We start from the raw sequence: 16,300 nt of genomic DNA, 5'->3' as shown, positions 1-16,300 counted from the left end.
CCGGCGGAGCTGAGTCGCCCCGCCGGAGGGCTGAGGGCCGGCGTGCCCCCACCGGAGGGGCTGAGGGTCCACGCGGCCCGCCTCAGTTACCGGGTCTGCTCCAGCCACGAGGCGTAGAGCTGCCCGTATACCGACTCGGCGTCGCTGACCAGTTCCTCGTGCGGACCCCGCTGCACGATCCGCCCTCGATCCACCACGATCACCTCGTCGGCGGCCTGTGCCGTGGAGAGCCGGTGCGCGATGGCGAGCGTTGTCCGGCCCCGGGTCACCGCATCCAAGGTGCGTTGCAGACGCACCTCGGTCGCCGGATCGACCGCGCTGGTCGCCTCGTCGAGCACCAGCAGATCCGGGTCGGCGACGTACGCGCGGGCGAGCGCGACCAACTGCCGCTCGCCCACACTCAACGCCTCACCGCGCTCCCCCACCGCGGTGTTCAGGCCCGCCGGGAGGCTATCCAGCCAGTCCGCCAGCCCCAGCTCCACGAAGGTGGCGGTGAGCTGCTCGTCAGTGAGGTCCGGCCGGGCGAAACGAACATTCTCTGCGACCGTGGCGTCGAAGAGGAAGCCGTCCTGCGGGACCATCACCACCCGCGAACGCAGCGAGCCGAACCGCACCTCCCGCAACGGCACCCCGGAGAGCAGCACGTCCCCCTCGGTCGGATCCATCAGCCGGGTGAGCAGTTTCGCGAACGTCGTCTTCCCGCTGCCGGTCTCGCCGACCACCGCCACCCGGCTCTTCGCCGCAATCTCCACCGAGATGTCGTGCAGCACCGGCGCGCCGCCCGGATAGGCGAAGCCCACCCCGACGAAGCGGATGTCCAGCGGACCCGGCGGAAGCTCCCGCCCCGACTCGCCGGGGTCCGCGACATCCGGCTCGACATCCAGCACGTCCAGCACCCGTCGCCAGCCGGCGATCGCGTTCTGCGCCTCGTTGAGCACCTCGGTGGCGATCTGCACCGGCTGCACGAAGAGGGTCACCAGGAACAGGAACGCGGTCACCTCACCGATGCTCAACGTACGGTCAGCGCCGAGCAGCACTCCCAGCACCACCACGCCGGCCAGTGCCAACCCGGCCGCGATCTCCCCGACCGAGCTACCCAGGACGCTGATCCGGATAGCCCGTTGCTGAGCTCGCCGCTGGCTGTCGATCGCCTCGTCGAGCCGGCGCGCGGTGCGCCCGGAGATGCCATACGCCCGGATCACCGACGCGCCCACCACGCTCTCGGCGATCGCACCGAGCAGCGCGCCGGTGCGCTGCCGCACCACCCCGTACGCGCCGGCGAGCCGCCGTTGGAGCAGTCGGATCACGAACACCGCCGGGCCGAACGCCGCGTACACCACCAGGGTCAGCTGCCAGGAGTACGCGAGCATGACCGCTGTGGTGACCACCAGCTGACCGAGGTTGATCAGCAGGATCACACCGCCCCACTGGAGGAACTGGGTGATCTGGTCGACGTCACTGGTCACCCGGGACACCAACGACCCACGTCGCTCGGACTGCTGGTGCAGCATCGACAGGTCGTGGACGTGTCGGAAGGCGCGAATCCGCACGTTGGAGAGGGCGGTCTCACTGACGGTGAACAACCGCCGCATCATGAGATAGCCGCAGGCGGTGGTCACCACGAGCACCGCCGTAGTGACGGTCACCACCGTCCAGACCACATTCAGCCGGAGGCCGCCGGCGATGCCGTTGTCGATGCCCTGCTGCACCGCCACCGGCACGGCCGCCCGACCAACCATGTAGACCAGCGCCAGGCCGAGCGTGCCCGCCAACCCGACCCGCAGCTCCGGGGAGAGCGCCAAGCCCCGCCGCAGCGTCCGCCAGGTCGACTCAGCCGCCGCCTCCGACGCCATGGTGCTACTACTCACCGGTCCACCCTCCGCTCGCGACTGCGGGGCTCGCAAGCTCACTCCTCGCCCTCACCGGTCCACCTCCAGTTCGAGGCCGGTTGTCAGCGGCGGCGGGACCTCGTCGTACCCCTGCTGCTGGGCCTGCTCCGCATCGGCCTGCTCGTAGGCGGTGACCAGATCGGCGTAGCCGGGCACGGTGGCGAGCAGGTCGGTGTGCGTGCCCCGGGCTACCACCCCCCCGTGCTCCAGGTAGACCACCTCGTCGGCGAGGGCGATGGTCGCCCGCCGGTAGGCGACCACAAGGATCGACGTCGCCGCTCTCCCCGGCTCCACGGCGCGCAGCCCGGCCAGGATCGCCGCCTCCACCCGCGGATCGACCGCGCTGGTCGCGTCATCCAACACCAACAGGCGCGGCCGACCGACGAGGGCTCGGGCCAGGGTGAGCCGCTGCCGCTGCCCCCCGGACAGCGACGTACCCCGCTCACCGACCCGAGTATCCAGGCCCTCCGGGAGAGCGGCGACGAAGCCATCCGCCCCCGCCAACCGCAGCGCCGCCCAGACCTGTTCATCACCGAGGCCGGGCCGATCCAGGGTGATGTTCGCCCGCACCGAATCGTCAAAGACGAACGGCACCTGCGCCACGAGCGCGACCGTACGGGCCAGCGAGTCCGCGGTGAGGTCGCGTACATCCACCCCGTCCACCTCGACCGCGCCCGCACGTGGATCAACCAGCCGAACCGCGAGCGAGGTGATGGTGGACTTCCCCGCACCGGTCGGCCCGACCAGGGCGACGGTCCGCCCCGCCGGCACCGTGAAACCGACCTCACCCAGCACCTCGGCGCCGGGCAGGTGCGCCTCGGCCGGCTCGTACGCGAAGTGGACGTCGCGGAAGGTGAGCGTTGCCGGACCGGCGTCGTCGGGGTCCAGTGCCATTGGGCCGTAGGGCATCTTGCCGGTGGCGTCGAGTACCCGCCGGACCCGTTCCCAGCCGGCGACGCTGCGCGGCAACTCGGCCAGGACCCAGCCGATCGCGCGGACCGGGAACGCCAGCACGGTGAAGAGGAACGCGACGCTGACCAGTTCGGCCACGCTGATCGCGCCCTGCCGCAACCGAAGGGTGCCGACCACCAGTACGGCGAGCGTCCCGAGCCCGGGCAGGGTCTCCAGCATGGGGTCGAAGACGCCGCGCAGCCGCCCCACGGACACCAGCGCGTCCCGTAGGTCGCGGGCGCGCGCGGCGAACCGCTCGGTCTCCTGCGCCTCCCGGCCCATCGTCTTGACCACCAGCGCGCCGTCAAAGCTCTCGTGGGCGATCCCGCTGACCTCAGCCCGCAGCCGCTGGGCCCGGGCCTGGCGGGGGGCCATCCGGCGGGAGTAGGCAACGTTGAGCGCGAAGAGCGCCGGGAAGACACCCAACCCGACCAGGGCGAGCGCCCAGTCGGTGACGAGAAGCGAGATCACCGCACCGACCAGCATCACCAGTGTGCCCACGGCGAAGGGCAGCGGGGCCACCGGATGCCAGGCGGCCTCGACATCGGAGTTCGCGTTGGACAGTAGGGTGCCGGTGGCGTTGCGCTGGTGCCAGGAGAGCGGTAGGTCGAGGTACCGGCGGGTGACCCGACGGCGGTAGGTGGCCTGGAGCCGAAACTGCATGTAGCCGGCGCCGAGCCGACGGCCGAGGATGGCGACCACCCGCAGCACGCTGAGCCCGAACAACGCGGCGGCGGCCAGGGCGAGCGCAGCGGTGGGCACCGAACCCTCGGCGACCGCCGGCACCACCACGTCGCCGACCACCGCGCCCACCACGAATGCGCTGCTGACGACCAACAACCCGAAGAGCACACTGGAGCTCGCCGCGATCGCGAAGATCCTGGGTTGTTCCCGAATCGCCCGGCCGAGGACGACCAGCCCTCGCCAGAGCACGTCCCGACTTGTCCCGCTCGCCACGTTCTCCCCCGCCGTAAGTTGCCGCTGTCTCCCCCATCCTTACCTGCCGGAGCCAGGTCCGACGACTCGGAGGCCATTCTCATGCCGCGGGACCGAGGCATTCGGACGTGATGGGCCTACCATCATGGGATGCCGAAGTACGCCCGATCGGAGCGGGAAGCGCTCGCCGAGCTGATGCAGACGCTGGGCCCGGACGCACCGACCCTCAACACGGGGTGGACCACCGGAGACCTCGCCGCCCACCTGGTGCTTCGGGAACGCCGCCCGGACGCCGCCGGCGGCATTCTGTTACCGCCGCTACGCAGGTACGCCGAGCGGGTCCGCCGACAGCTCGCCGCCCGCCCCTGGGAGCGGCTGATTGACCAGCTACGTCGGCCGCCGGTGTGGAGCCCGATCAGCAATCCGCTGCTCGACGAGGCGGCCAACACGATGGAATTCTTCATCCACCACGAGGACGTTCGCCGGGCACAAGCCGACTGGCAGCCCCGCGATCTGCCGGCGGGGCTGCAACAGGCGCTGTGGCAGCGGGCAAGGGGGCTGGCCCGGCTGACGCTGCGCCGCTTCCCCGCCGAGGTGCTGGTCCAGGCCCCGGGGTACGGGCAGCGAGCCGCCGGTCGGGGCGGCGAGCAGCTCCGGTTGGTGGGTGCCCCCAGTGAGTTGGTGCTCTTCCTGAGCGGACGGCAACGGGCGGCGCGGGTGCAGATCGACGGCCCGTCGGGCCCGGCCGACCGACTGCGCGACGCCCAGTTGGGGCTGTGAAGCGCCCGCAGGTTCGAAAAGTTCCACCGCACCGCCGCACCCGACCCGGTCGGACTTGCGACATCTCCGGCCCTCCGGGTGGCGATACGGGAGTGGTCACAGGTTCCGGTCGCGCCACTCATCCTGTTTGGCCTCGGTCGCCAGCTGTTCCCGCAACGCCGTCTCCCGGATCTGATGCCGGTTCGACGCGTCCACGACGTACTGCACGATCAACAGCAACAGGCACACCGCCGACAGCAACACCAGGGCGAGCAGACCCGGCAGCCGGTGGGACAACGGAATCAGCGGGAGGAGCAGCGCGACCGCGGTGACCGGCGGCCAGCGGAGTTTGCGGGGCGCCACGGCGCCCAACGCGATCAGGGTGACCAAGTAAATGATCACACCGCCGTAGAGGCTCAGCGCCTCAATGACCGGCAGGGGCACCCCCCAGGCCGGCGTCTGTGGATCCGCCAGGTCATGCAGCAGCCGCTTCAGGGCTAGGGCGAACAGGATGATCCCCGCCACCAGCGGCAGATGTAGGTAGGTGTAGGCGTAGCGGGCTAGTCTGCGCCGTGCATCCGGGTCCTGGGTCCGGTACAGGGCGTGCTCCATCCCGACCGCGAGACTGTCGAAGTACGCCCACCACAGCACGGCGATAACGGCGATACCCACCACCGCCGCCAGCACGACCGGCGCGGTCAACGGCAGGCGGTCGGCGGCCAGGTTCGGCCCGAGCCCCAACGAAATGATCGACTCCCCCAAGGCGATCAACACGATCAGGCCGTACCGCTCCGCCCAGTGCGCGGCGGAGGTCACCGTCCCCCGCACACCCAGGCCGGCGCCGTACTCGACGACGATCGCGGCGATCCAGAACGTGAGCCGGAGCAGCCGCTCGGCATCCCCCTCGGCGAGGTGCTGCGGCACCAGCGCAGCGGCGACCAACAGGGCGCTGGCGGTCAGCGCCGGCGCGAGCAGCAGGAGCCAGCGCCGACGCAATTTCGGGTTTGACCGCGCCACCCAGCCGAAGACACCCACCTGGAGCAGCCGCACGAGGCAGTAGCAGGCCGCGAAGAGCAGCGGGCCGGCCAGGCCCTCGGGTATCGCCACGAACGCCGACGGGCTACTCAGCGCGAGCACGAAGACCGCGGCCGTGGTGACGAACCCGACCAGCGGGACGCTGCCCTGATCAACGCGGACCACGTTGCCGAGGGCGGCGAAGCCCACCCAGCACCACCAGAGCAACGCCAGCACCAGCAGCGACCGCAGGAGGACGGGCACGCTGAGGTCGGTGGCGGCCAGCTCGGTGACGTTGAGAAACGCGAAGACGAAGACCAGATCGTAGAAGAGCTCGAGCCGCGTGGTCCGGGAGCCGGGCGCTCCCGGCCGAACCGCCGGCGACCAGCGGACCCGGTTCTCGCGCTCCACCCGACCAGTTTCCCAGCGGGACCGGCCGCTGCGGGTGGCTTCCGCCAGCGCTGCACGATCAGGCGATGACGGCGGGCTCCGACCACTGCGGCCGGCCGGCGCGGTCCAGGTCGTAGCGGACGGCGGCGATCCGGTCGACCGCCTCCACCAGATCGACCTCGGGCAGGGTGAACGGCAACCGTAGGAAACGCTCCAGCGTCCCGTCCAGACCGAACCGGGGGCCGGGGGCGAGGCGCACGCCCACCTGTTCGGCGGCGCGGGCGAGTGCGCTGGAGATCGGACCGTCGAGCTCCGCCCAGAGGTTGACTCCGCCGTGCGGCACGGTCACCCGCCACTCGGGCAGGCGCTCGGCGAGGGCACCGAGCAGGACGTCCCGCTGGGAGGTGAGCTGGACTCGCCGGGCGGCCACGATCGCCGGTCCCTGCGCCAGTAGGTGGACGGCGACCAGTTGGTCCAGCACCGGACTCGCCATGTCCACCCCGACCCGGACGGCGGCGAGCCGCTGCACCTGCGGCGCGGACGCACGGATCCAGCCGATCCGCAGCCCGCCCCAGTACGCCTTACTCATCCCCCCGACCGTGAGCACCCGGGAGTGTCGGTCGAAGCTGGCCGTGGGCGGGGGCATCACCCCGCCGGCCAGGGACAGGTCCACGAACGACTCATCGATCACGAGTTCGGAGCCGACGGCGTGAGCGGTGGCGACCAGCCTTTCCCGCAGCTGGGCCGACATCAGGTGTCCGGTCGGGTTCTGAAAGTCCGGGATCAGGTAGGCCAGCTTGGGTCGCCCCTGGCGGAGGGCGCCAAGCAGGAGGTCAGCGTCCCAGCCGAGGGCATCCGGGGCGAGGCCGTGAGTGCTGATGCGGGCCCGCCGGGCGTGCAGCGCGGCCAGGGCGTTCGGGTAGCTGGGCGCCTCCACCAAGACGCTGCCGCCCGGACTGTGCGTGAGACGGAGCACCAGGTCCAGGGCGTGTTGGGTGCCATTGGTGACCATGACCTGCTCGGGTGAGGTGGGTAGGCCCCGTTCGTCGTACGTGCGGGCGATGGCCTCCCGCAGTTCGCTGATACCGGTCGGGTGGTAGCCCGCCCCACCCAGGTAGCGGGGCAGGTCAGCGGCGGCCGCCTGGGCGGCGGGCAGCAGCTCGGGCGGGGCGGCAAGGGCCGCAACTCCAAGATCAAGCATCTCGCGGTCGTCGAGCGGGGTCCAGAGGCCACTCCCCGCCATCCGATGGTTGCCGGGGAGCATGGTCCAGCTGCCAGCGCCGCGTCGGCTGGCGAGGTGACCACTGTCGCGAAGCTCCCGGTAGGCCGCGGTGACCGTGGTCCGGCTGATCCGCAGCGCCTCCGCCAGCTCCCGCTCGGCCGGCAGACGAACGCCCAGCGAGAGCCGCCCATCGGCGAGCAGCCCCCGGATGGCCGCGGCCAGCGCCACGTAGTCGGGGCTACGTCGGCGACCGGGGAGCGCATGCCACTGGCCGAGCAGCCGGGCTAACTGGTTTCCGCGTATCTGACTCGCCATGGGGGCCACTCCACCGAAATTGGCTCTACTGGTTGCCTGATTGGTTACTAGATTGGCATGCGTGCAACAGATTGGCAATCTCAGCTACCGGCCCGCGCGACGGCTGACCCAGCTCTACGCTGGACTCGGCCTCTACGGCGTGAGCATGGCCCTGTTGATCCGCTCCGGCCTCGGCCTGGACCCCTGGGACGTCTTCCACCAAGGGATCGCCGGGCACACCGGGCTCTCCTTCGGCACGGTGACCATCGCGGTCGGGGCGCTGGTGCTGCTGCTGTGGATCCCGCTACGGCAGCGGCCGGGCCTCGGCACGGTCAGCAATGTGGTGGTGGTCGGGCTCGTGGTGGACGCCACCCTCGCCCTACTACCGGCGGACCTGCCGCTCGCCACCCGAACCGCCCTACTCGTCGGCGGGATCGTCGCCAACGGCACGGCGAGCGGACTCTATCTCGGCTCCCGGCTCGGACCCGGCCCCCGCGACGGCCTGATGACCGGCTTCGTCGCCCGCCGGCCACGATTCTCGATCCGGCTCGTCCGCACCACCATCGAGGTCGCCGTACTGGGGCTGGGCTGGCTGCTCGGCGGCGCGGTCGGCCCCGGCACGGTGGCGTATGCCCTGACCATCGGCCCGCTGACCCAGTTCGTGCTGCCCCACGTGACGGTCCCTCCTCCGCCCAACCCCACCCCAGTCCCGGCTCCCGGTTGAGCCGTGTGCTCCCGCGCACCGTCCCCGTCCCGCCGACCCCCCGGCGGCTGTCCGGCTCACCGCTAGCGACGCAAAGGACGACCCGTTGTAGTCCAATGGGAGGAGGTGTTTCCTTTCCGGCGCGGGATCGGCACAATCTGGCCATGGGGGAGAGACAGTGGCAGTGGACGGACGCTTGGATCTTCGTATCGCTGGTGATCGCAAACGGCGCCGGCCGGCATCGTCGCGCAGCGTCCAGCCGGCGGCCCCTGGGAGTCCGTCTCGCCGACGTTCTCTCCACCGCCGACCACCTCAACCGCGCGCTCCCCGAACGGCAGGAGGTCGAGGTCGCGATCCGTCGGTTGGCCGGCAGTGGCCTGGTCAGCGTCACCGACGGCTGGTTCCGGATCACGCCGGAGGGAGAACGGCTCTGGCGCACCCGCCCGCACGCCGGCCTGGCCACCACGGTCGACACCGTGCAGGGCGCGTTGAGCCGTCAGCACACCCCGGGCGATGCGGACTGGCATCTGGACGAGGCCGAGCACGCGGCGGCAGTCCAGGAGTACGCGGTCCGCTCCATCCCGTCACCGCGACGGTCCCCCAAGAGCCACGCCCGCCGGGACTGACCGGCCCGGCCCGCCCGCTGGCCGACGAGGCGGGTCAGCGAACCGGGTGACCGCCCTCGCGAAGCATGTCCTTGACGTCGCCGACGGTGAGCTGGCCGAAATGGAAAACACTCGCGGCGAGCACCGCGTCGGCACCGGCGTCAACCGCCGGCGGGAAGTGAGTCGCCTCGCCCGCGCCCCCACTGGCGACCACCGGCACGTTGACCACCGCCCGCACCGTGCGGATCAACTCCAGGTCAAAACCGGCCTTGGTGCCATCCGCATCCATCGAGTTGAGCAGAAGCTCACCCGCGCCCAGCTCGGCGCCGCGCCGCGCCCAGTCGATGGCGTCGATGCCGGTACCACGCCGGCCGCCGTGCGTGGTCACCTCGAACCCGCTGGTGGTGGCGGAGGAGGCGCGCCGCACATCGAGGGAGAGCACCAGCACCTGCCGGCCGAACTGCTCCGCGATCTCAGCGATCAGCTCGGGGCGGGTGATCGCGGCGGTGTTCACGCCGACCTTGTCCGCCCCCGCGCGCAGCAACGCGTCAACGTCACTGACCTGCCGCACCCCGCCACCAACGGTGAGCGGAATAAAGACTGACTCCGCGGTCCGGCGGACCACGTCCAGCATCGTGCCGCGGTCGCTCACCGAGGCGGTGACATCCAGGAAGGTCAGCTCGTCAGCGCCGGCCCGGTGGTACGCCGCAGCCCGTTCCACCGGATCGCCCGCGTCCCGCAGGTTGAGGAAGTTGACGCCCTTGACCACCCGCCCGGCATCCACGTCGAGACAGGGAATCACACGTACGGCCACGGACATGTCCTCAGCCTAGCCAACGCGATCCGCCGGCGGTCACCGTGTGCGGCGCCACCGGGGGATCGCGTTGGACCAGCTACGTCCCTACCGCCGAGGCGAGGCGGGTTCCCTGCTCACACCCGGACCAGCATCTTGCCGAGGTTCTCGCCGCGGAGCAGGCCCAGGAAGGCCGCCGGAGCGTTCTCGATGCCGTCGATGATCGTCTCGTCGTAGCTGAGCTTCCCGTCGCGGAGCCAGCCGCCGACCTCCTGCGCGAACTGCTCGCCCAGCTTTCCGTAGTCGGAGACGATGAAGCCGCGCAGGGTGAGCCGCTTGCTGATGATCATCGCCAGGTTGCGCGGAGCGGCTGGCGGCTCGGTCGCGTTGTACTGCGCGATCATCCCGCAGATCGCGGCCCGGCCGTTCGGCCGCATCGCGCCGATCGCCGCCTCCAGGTGCTCGCCGCCCACGTTGTCGAAGTAGACGTCGATCCCCTCCGGCGCGGCGGAGTGCAGCGACTCCCGCACCGGGCCGTCGTGATAGTCGAAGGCGACGTCGAAACCGAGCGCCTGCAGCCGCTCAACCTTGGCCGGCGAGCCGGCGCTGCCGACCACCCGGCCGGCCCCGCGAAGCTTGGCGATCTGGCCGACCATGCTCCCCACCGCGCCAGCCGCCCCGGAGACGAAGACGGTCTCCCCGGGCTGCATGGTGGCGACCTCGAGCAATCCGGCGTAGGCGGTAAGCCCGGTCATTCCCAATACGCCGAGGTACGTGCTGACCGGGGCGAGGGCAGGGTCGACCTTCCGGACGGTCGCTGCGTCCAGCAGCGCGTACTCCCGCCAGCCGAGCCCGTGGAGCACCGTGTCGCCGAGGGCGAAGCCGTCGGCCTCACTCGCCACCACCTCGCCGACCGCCCCGCCGTCGAGCGGCGCGTCCAGCGCGAACGGCGGGACGTAGGAGGCAACATCATTCATCCGCCCCCGCATGTACGGATCGACGGAGATAAAGGTGTTGCGAACGACGATCTGCCCCGGGCCCGGAGTGGGGATCTCGGTGGAGACCAACCGGAAGTTCTCCTCGGTCGGCCAACCCTGCGGCCGCGAGGCTAGCTGGATCTCACGGTTGGCGGTCTTGCTCATGGTCACTACTGCTCCTTGTGTTGGTGGATCGTTCTGGTGATCCGCGTGAGGGTGTCGCGCAGGACGACGAGATCGTCAGCACTGAGCCCGGTCGCCTGGGCCAGTTGGCGGGGAACGTCGGCCATGCGCCCACGCAGGGCCCGCCCCGCCGGAGTCAGCTCCACCGCCACCCGTCGTTCATCGGCCGCCGACCGCCGCCGGACCACCAGGCCCGCCGCCTCCAGCCGCTTGAGCAGTGGGGAGAGCGTTCCGGAGTCCAGCCGCAGCCGGGCGCCGAGGCCAGAGACCGTCGGCGGCTGCTCCTGCTCGCCCTCCCAAAGCACCAGCAGCACGAGATACTGCGGATAGGTCACCCCGAACTCGGCGAGGATGGGCCGGTAGACATCGGCCATGGCGCGTGAGGCGGTATAGAGCGCGAAGCACACCTGCCGCCGCAGCACCAGATCATCGGTCACCAGAAAAGCGTAGCCCACAGTTTAGTTGTGCACAACTAAACTGTGGGCTACGCGTCCTCCTGGCTCCGCAACCACCGGCACGAGGGGACAACACACCCCGCCGGCCAACACTGCCGGCGGGGCGGCCACGCGGCAAGGACGCCGGTGAGAGATCAGGCGTCGGCCAGGGTCCGCAACGCCTCGGCCACGGTGAAGGCACCCGCATAGAGCGCCTTGCCGGCGATTACCCCCTCCACCCCGACCGACTCCAGGGCAGCCAGCGCACGCAGGTCGGCCAGGGTCGAGACACCACCGGACGCGATCACCGGAGCGCTGGTGCGGGCACAGACCTCACGGAGCAGCCCCAGGTTCGGCCCCCGCATCGTGCCGTCCTTGGTGATGTCGGTAACCACGTACCGGGACGCGCCGGCCCGGTCCAGCCGCGCCAGCACCTCCCACAGATCGCCGCCGTCTCGGGTCCAGCCCCGAGCGGACAGGGTCTGCCCTCGCACGTCGAGGCCGATCGCCACCCGGTCGCCGTACTCGCCGCAGACCCGATCGCACCACTCGGGATCCTCCAGCGCGGCGGTGCCGATATTGACCCGAGCGGCCCCGGTCGCCAGCGCGGCCCGTAACGACGTATCGTCCCGGACTCCGCCGGAGAGCTCCACCCGCACATCCAGACGACGCACCACGTCGGCGAGCAACTCCGCGTTGGAGCCCCGACCGAAGGCCGCATCCAGGTCAACCAGGTGAATCCACTCCGCCCCGTCGCGCTGCCAGGCCAACGCGGCATCGAAGGGATCACCGTAGCTGGTCTCGCTACCGGCGGCGCCCTGCACCAACCGGACCGCTTGCCCGTCAGCGACATCAACAGCGGGCAACAGGGTGAGGCTCACAGAAAATCTCCTCGGATCAGGAACGACGGTCCAAGGCGATCACCACGATCGCCGGCAGTACGAGCAGCAGGAGCGCGACCAGCCCGAACCGCAACGCAAGATCATCTACTAGGGTCCAGATCAGCAGGACCACGGCCACCGTCGACAACACGATCGCGGCGCGCTCGCCGCGGGTTCGCCGGGGCAGCCGGCCGACCCGCCCCCGGCGTACCGTCGGGGTCAGCCGACGAAGCAGTGCGCGCCGCTGGGCCTGCCGGGCGAGCTGCCGCTGCCGCGCCGCCCGCCGCTGCGCCGCCTCCGCCTCCCGAGCAGCCCGACGCCGCGCCCGTTCCTTGCTCACCGACGCCCCCCAGCAGAGTGGCCGGTCGCCGGCTGGGCGCGCGACGAAAGTGTGCGCAACCAGTTCCGCAGCAGCGCGGCCCCCGTGTCGGCGGACTTCTCCGGATGGAACTGGACGGCGCTGAGTGGGCCCCGCTCCACAGCCGCCACGAACTCCGCCCCGTGGTGGGCGGTGGTCACGGCAACGCCGGCAGCGGCCAGCGGGGCCACCCCGTCCGCCGCGTATGAATGGACAAAATAGAACCGGCTCGAGGCCAAGCCGGCGAAGAGCACCGAATCGGCCGGCGGCGAGACCGTGTTCCAGCCCATGTGCGGCAGCCGCACAGCGGGGAGTTGACCCACCTGTCCGGGCAGCAGGCCAAGACCATTGGTCACCACACCGTGCTCGGCGCCGCGCTCGAAGAGCACCTGCATGCCGACGCAGATGCCGAGCACCGGACGGCCGGCGGCGACCCGCTCGACAATCACCGGACCGGCGCCCAGCGCCGCTATCCCTGCCATGCAGGCGGCGAAAGCCCCGACGCCGGGAACCACCAGACCGTCCGCATCAGCAGCAGCGGCCAGGTCGTCGGTCACCGTCACCTCCGCGCCGACCGCCGCGAGGGCCCGCTCCACGGAGCGAAGATTCCCCGACCCGTAGTCCAGCACCACAACCCTGCTCACGAACCCTCCCCCGGCAGCAACCACAGGCCCCCGGCCACCGCCGCCAACATGGCCAGCGCCGCGGTGGTGAGCACCACACCACGCGGCACCCCCTGCCGATGCAACGAGAGCGCCCCGCCGACCAGCACCCCAGCCAGAATCAGCAGCAGGATCGGTAGCACCCCACCCATCAGCGCCACCCTCCACCCACGACCACGGCCCTCACAGTCTCCCCTTCGTGCTGGGCACCACGTCGGCGAACCGCGGGTCCACGGCTGTCGCCTCGCGCAACGCCCGGGACACCGCCTTGAACTGGGCCTCCACCACGTGGTGGGCGTCCGGGTGCCCGCCCGGCCGGGCCGCTCGCAGCACGTCGACGTGCAGCGTCACCCGGGCCGACTGGCCGAAGGATTCCCAGATGTGTCGGGTCATGCTGGTCGGGTAGACCGGTCCGATGTACGGGGCGAGCGACGGCTCGTCGTGCACGACATACGGCCGACCCGAGAGGTCAACGGCGGCCCGGACCAACACCTCGTCCATCGGAACCGTAGCCGAGCCGTACCGCTGGATGCCGGCCCGGTCACCCAGCGCGCGATCAACCGCGGCGCCCAGCGCCAACGCCGTGTCCTCCATCGTGTGATGTGCGTCGATGTGGAGATCACCGACGGTGTGCACGGTGAGGTCAAACCCGCCGTGCCGGGCGATCTGGTGCAGCATGTGGTCATAGAAGCCGACACCGGTCTCGATATCGGCCTTGCCGCTACCGTCGAGGTCAACCTCGACGAGAACCTTGGTTTCCTTGGTGACCCGCTCGACCCGGGCGGTACGACTCATGACGAAAGCTTCTCCACTGCGATCAGGAAGGCATCGGTCTCGGCGGGGGTGCCGGCAGTGACCCGCAACCAGCCGGGCAGGCCGACATCACGAACCAGGACCCCGGCGTCGAGCAGGACCTGCCATGCGGCGCGCTGGTCCCCACCGACCTCGAACAACACGAAATTGGCGTCGCTGTCGGCGACCCGGTGGCCGCGGGCACGGAGCTCGGTCACGATCCGATCCCGCTGCACCTTGATCGCCGAGACGGTGCTCAGCAGCTCGTCGCGATGCGCCAGGGCGGCCCGCGCCGCCGCCTGAGTCAGCGTGGACAGGTGGTAGGGCAGCCGGACGAGTTGCACGGCCGCCACCACCGCCGGGTCGGCGGCCAGGTAGCCCAGCCGCCCCCCGGCGAACCCGAACGCCTTGCTCATCGTACGGGTCACCACCAGCCGGGGGTGGTCACGCAACAGCGACAGGGCACTGACCGTGCCGGCCCGGGCGAACTCCGCGTACGCCTCGTCAACCACCACCATCCCCGGCGCCTCGGCCAGCACCGCCGTGACCACGGCCAGGTCCAGGACAGTGCCGGTGGGGTTGTTCGGCGAGCAGAGAAAGACCACATCCGGACGGTGCTCACGGACCTGCGCCACCGCCTCGGCGACGGTCAGCCCGAAGTCGACGCCGCGCCGGGCCGGCGCCCACCGGGTACCGGTGCCGAGCGCCAGCAGCGGATGCATCGAGTACGCCGGCAGGAAACCGAGCGCGGTCCGCCCCGGCCCGCCGAAAACCTGGAGCAGTTGCTGGTGGACCTCGTTGGAGCCGTTGGCTGCCCATATTTGATCAAGATTGAACCCGGCACCCAGGTACGCCGCCAAGTCGCCCCGGAGCGCCACCGCGTCCCGGTCCGGGTACCGGTTGAGGTCCCGCAGCTCGGCGGCGATCGCCCGACCGATCGTCTCGGCCACCGCATCCGGCACCGGGTACGAGTTCTCGTTCGTGTTCAACCGAACCGACACGTCCAGCTGCGGCGCCCCGTACGGGGTCAGCCCGCGTAGGTCCGCCCGGATCGGCAGATCGTCCAGGCCGGTCACGATGCTCCCTCCGGCAGCCGCACGGTGACCGCCTGGCCGTGTGCCGGCAGGTCCTCCACCGTCGCCAGGGCGACCACGTGCGGCGCCACGTCCCGTAGCGCGTCCTGCGTGTACTCCACCAGGTGGACACCACGCAGAAAGGACTGCACCGACAGGCCCGACGAGTGCCGGGCGCAACCCCCGGTAGGGAGCACATGGTTGGAGCCGGCGCAATAGTCGCCGAGCGACACCGGCGACCAGGCACCGACGAAGATCGCCCCGGCGTTGCGCACCCGCAGCGCCCACTCGCGGGCATTCTCGGTCTGGATCTCCAGATGCTCGGCCGCGTAGGCGTCCACCACCCGCAGCCCGGCCGCCAGGTCCGCGACGAGGACGACGCCGCTCTGCTCTCCGGTGAGCGCGGTGCCGATCCGCTCGGTGTGCCGGGTCGCCGCTACCTGCCGGGCCAGCTCCTGGTCCACCGCGTCGGCCAGCTCCACCGACGGTGTGACCAGCACGCTCGCCGCGAGCGGGTCGTGCTCGGCCTGGCTGATCAGATCGGCGGCCACGTGCACCGGATCGGCGGTGTGGTCGGCCAAGATCGCGATCTCGGTGGGGCCGGCCTCGGCGTCAATACCGACCACGCCCCGCAGCAACCGCTTGGCGGCGGTGACCCAGATGTTGCCCGGGCCGGTGATCAGGTCAACCGGCGCACAGAAGTCGGTGCGGTCGGGGTCAACCGAGCTGCCGTAGGCGAGCATCGCCACCGCCTGCGCGCCGCCGACGGCGTACACCTCGGTCACCCCAAGCAGTGCGCAGGCCGCGAGCACCCGCTGGTCGGGCAACCCGCCGTTGTCCCTACGCGGTGGACTGGCCACGACCAACGAACGCACCCCGGCCTCCTGCGCGGGCACCACGTTCATGACCACCGTTGACGGGTACATCGCCAGGCCACCGGGCACATAGAGCCCGACCCGATCAACCGGCACCCAACGCTCGGTGACCGTGCCACCCGGTACGACCTGCGTGGTGTGGTCGCTGCGACGCTGCGCGGCGTGCACCCGGCGGGCCCGGGCGATCGACTCCAACAACGCGGCGCGGACCTGCGGGTCGAGCTTCCCCTCGGCCTCGGCGATCACCTCCACCGGGACCCGCAGCACCTCCGGCGAGACTCCGTCGAACCGCTCGCTCGCCGCCCGGATCGCCGGGTAGCCATGCTCCCGTACCTCCGCCACGAGCGGGCGAATCCGCTCGACCGCCGCGGAGACGTCGAGCCGGGCACGGGGCAGCAGGCGGCGCGGGTCACGAACCCCGCCACGTAGATCGATCCGGTGCAACACCCTTGCGAGTCTAGGCGGCTCGGGTCCGGACTGACCGGCACCGCCCACACGGCGAGACGATG

The 16,300-nt window shown here is 71.0% G+C and carries 17 protein-coding genes; 3 read left to right on the top strand and 14 right to left on the bottom strand.

Going from position 1 to position 16,300, the window contains the following annotated elements:
* Window positions 1-86: 86 nt before the first annotated feature.
* Window positions 87-1,853 carry an ABC transporter ATP-binding protein gene (locus AC1UKG_RS10330; RefSeq protein WP_018742791.1) on the bottom strand — a complete coding sequence of 589 codons (1,767 nt, stop codon included), beginning with the start codon at window positions 1,851-1,853 and terminating at the stop codon, window positions 87-89.
* Between the two features lie 66 nt (window positions 1,854-1,919).
* Window positions 1,920-3,797 (bottom strand): ABC transporter ATP-binding protein, encoded by a 1,878-nt coding sequence (locus AC1UKG_RS10325; RefSeq protein ID WP_050564230.1) that lies wholly within the window; start codon window positions 3,795-3,797, stop codon window positions 1,920-1,922.
* A gap of 129 nt (window positions 3,798-3,926) precedes the next feature.
* On the opposite strand from AC1UKG_RS10325, the gene AC1UKG_RS10320 reads away from it, so the two are divergent.
* Window positions 3,927-4,556: a TIGR03085 family metal-binding protein gene (locus AC1UKG_RS10320; protein ID WP_018742793.1), complete on the top strand. Its 630-nt coding sequence runs from the start codon at window positions 3,927-3,929 to the stop codon at window positions 4,554-4,556.
* Window positions 4,557-4,652: 96 nt separating this feature from the next.
* Here the strand turns inward: AC1UKG_RS10320 and AC1UKG_RS10315 are convergent, their stop codons facing one another.
* Both AC1UKG_RS10315 and yczR read right to left on the bottom strand, forming a co-directional pair.
* Window positions 4,653-5,960, bottom strand: a complete 1,308-nt coding sequence (locus tag AC1UKG_RS10315; protein WP_018742794.1) for a low temperature requirement protein A — start codon at window positions 5,958-5,960, stop codon at window positions 4,653-4,655.
* Window positions 5,961-6,018: 58 nt separating this feature from the next.
* Window positions 6,019-7,476 carry a MocR-like transcription factor YczR gene (gene yczR, locus AC1UKG_RS10310; protein ID WP_026271225.1) on the bottom strand — a complete coding sequence of 486 codons (1,458 nt, stop codon included), beginning with the start codon at window positions 7,474-7,476 and terminating at the stop codon, window positions 6,019-6,021.
* A gap of 61 nt (window positions 7,477-7,537) precedes the next feature.
* Here yczR and yczE point away from each other — a divergent pair, with 61 nt between their 5' ends.
* Both yczE and AC1UKG_RS10300 read left to right on the top strand, forming a co-directional pair.
* Window positions 7,538-8,179: a membrane protein YczE gene (gene yczE / locus AC1UKG_RS10305; RefSeq protein WP_018742796.1), complete on the top strand. Its 642-nt coding sequence runs from the start codon at window positions 7,538-7,540 to the stop codon at window positions 8,177-8,179.
* Between the two features lie 143 nt (window positions 8,180-8,322).
* The gene (locus AC1UKG_RS10300) at window positions 8,323-8,784 is read left to right on the top strand and encodes a hypothetical protein (RefSeq protein ID WP_018742797.1); all 462 of its coding nucleotides are present in this window, start codon (window positions 8,323-8,325) and stop codon (window positions 8,782-8,784) included.
* Window positions 8,785-8,818: 34 nt separating this feature from the next.
* On the opposite strand, the gene hisF is transcribed toward AC1UKG_RS10300, so the two are convergent.
* The 10 genes from hisF to hisD form a co-directional block, all read right to left on the bottom strand.
* The gene (gene hisF / locus AC1UKG_RS10295; protein ID WP_018813682.1) at window positions 8,819-9,583 is read right to left on the bottom strand and encodes an imidazole glycerol phosphate synthase subunit HisF; all 765 of its coding nucleotides are present in this window, start codon (window positions 9,581-9,583) and stop codon (window positions 8,819-8,821) included.
* A gap of 110 nt (window positions 9,584-9,693) precedes the next feature.
* A complete protein-coding gene (locus AC1UKG_RS10290) occupies window positions 9,694-10,698 on the bottom strand; it encodes an NADP-dependent oxidoreductase (protein ID WP_482642684.1) in 1,005 nt (334 codons plus the stop codon).
* 5 nt (window positions 10,699-10,703) lie between these two features.
* On the bottom strand, window positions 10,704-11,153 hold the full coding sequence (locus tag AC1UKG_RS10285; protein WP_018742800.1) for a MarR family transcriptional regulator: 450 nt from the start codon (window positions 11,151-11,153) through the stop codon (window positions 10,704-10,706).
* A 152-nt stretch (window positions 11,154-11,305) separates the two neighbouring features.
* A complete protein-coding gene (gene priA / locus AC1UKG_RS10280; protein WP_018742801.1) occupies window positions 11,306-12,031 on the bottom strand; it encodes a bifunctional 1-(5-phosphoribosyl)-5-((5-phosphoribosylamino)methylideneamino)imidazole-4-carboxamide isomerase/phosphoribosylanthranilate isomerase PriA in 726 nt (241 codons plus the stop codon).
* A 16-nt stretch (window positions 12,032-12,047) separates the two neighbouring features.
* Complete coding sequence (locus AC1UKG_RS10275; protein ID WP_018813685.1) at window positions 12,048-12,371, bottom strand: hypothetical protein; 324 nt, start codon at window positions 12,369-12,371, stop codon at window positions 12,048-12,050.
* The gene (gene hisH / locus AC1UKG_RS10270; protein WP_482642683.1) at window positions 12,368-13,033 is read right to left on the bottom strand and encodes an imidazole glycerol phosphate synthase subunit HisH; all 666 of its coding nucleotides are present in this window, start codon (window positions 13,031-13,033) and stop codon (window positions 12,368-12,370) included. Before hisH ends, AC1UKG_RS10275 begins: the two co-directional genes overlap by 4 nt.
* Window positions 13,030-13,203, bottom strand: coding sequence for a hypothetical protein (locus tag AC1UKG_RS10265; RefSeq protein ID WP_018730760.1), 174 nt, complete (start codon window positions 13,201-13,203; stop codon window positions 13,030-13,032). Before AC1UKG_RS10265 ends, hisH begins: the two co-directional genes overlap by 4 nt.
* Window positions 13,204-13,234: 31 nt before the next feature.
* Window positions 13,235-13,846 (bottom strand): imidazoleglycerol-phosphate dehydratase HisB, encoded by a 612-nt coding sequence (gene hisB, locus AC1UKG_RS10260; protein ID WP_018742805.1) that lies wholly within the window; start codon window positions 13,844-13,846, stop codon window positions 13,235-13,237.
* A complete protein-coding gene (locus AC1UKG_RS10255) occupies window positions 13,843-14,919 on the bottom strand; it encodes a histidinol-phosphate transaminase (RefSeq protein WP_018742806.1) in 1,077 nt (358 codons plus the stop codon). Before AC1UKG_RS10255 ends, hisB begins: the two co-directional genes overlap by 4 nt.
* Complete coding sequence (gene hisD, locus AC1UKG_RS10250; protein WP_018813686.1) at window positions 14,916-16,238, bottom strand: histidinol dehydrogenase; 1,323 nt, start codon at window positions 16,236-16,238, stop codon at window positions 14,916-14,918. The genes AC1UKG_RS10255 and hisD overlap by 4 nt, the downstream gene beginning before the upstream one ends.
* Window positions 16,239-16,300: the final 62 nt, after the last annotated feature.

This window comes from Salinispora sp. CH2A1_6 (genome assembly GCF_056820975.1).
Note: the sequence above shows the minus strand (reverse complement) of the source record. Positions and strands in the feature narration are given on the sequence as shown.

Excerpts from the sequence above, each read along its gene's own strand:
- yczR (WP_026271225.1), bottom strand. The coding sequence starts at position 7,476 with ATGGCGAGTCAGATACGCGGAAACCAGTTAGCCCGGCTGCTCGGCCAG.
- AC1UKG_RS10320 (WP_018742793.1), top strand. The coding sequence starts at position 3,927 with ATGCCGAAGTACGCCCGATCGGAGCGGGAAGCGCTCGCCGAGCTGATG.
- AC1UKG_RS10300 (WP_018742797.1), top strand. The coding sequence starts at position 8,323 with ATGGGGGAGAGACAGTGGCAGTGGACGGACGCTTGGATCTTCGTATCG.
- AC1UKG_RS10330 (WP_018742791.1), bottom strand. The coding sequence starts at position 1,853 with ATGGCGTCGGAGGCGGCGGCTGAGTCGACCTGGCGGACGCTGCGGCGG.
- hisF (WP_018813682.1), bottom strand. The coding sequence starts at position 9,583 with ATGTCCGTGGCCGTACGTGTGATTCCCTGTCTCGACGTGGATGCCGGG.
- AC1UKG_RS10265 (WP_018730760.1), bottom strand. The coding sequence starts at position 13,203 with ATGGGTGGGGTGCTACCGATCCTGCTGCTGATTCTGGCTGGGGTGCTG.
- hisB (WP_018742805.1), bottom strand. The coding sequence starts at position 13,846 with ATGAGTCGTACCGCCCGGGTCGAGCGGGTCACCAAGGAAACCAAGGTT.
- AC1UKG_RS10290 (WP_482642684.1), bottom strand. The coding sequence starts at position 10,698 with ATGAGCAAGACCGCCAACCGTGAGATCCAGCTAGCCTCGCGGCCGCAG.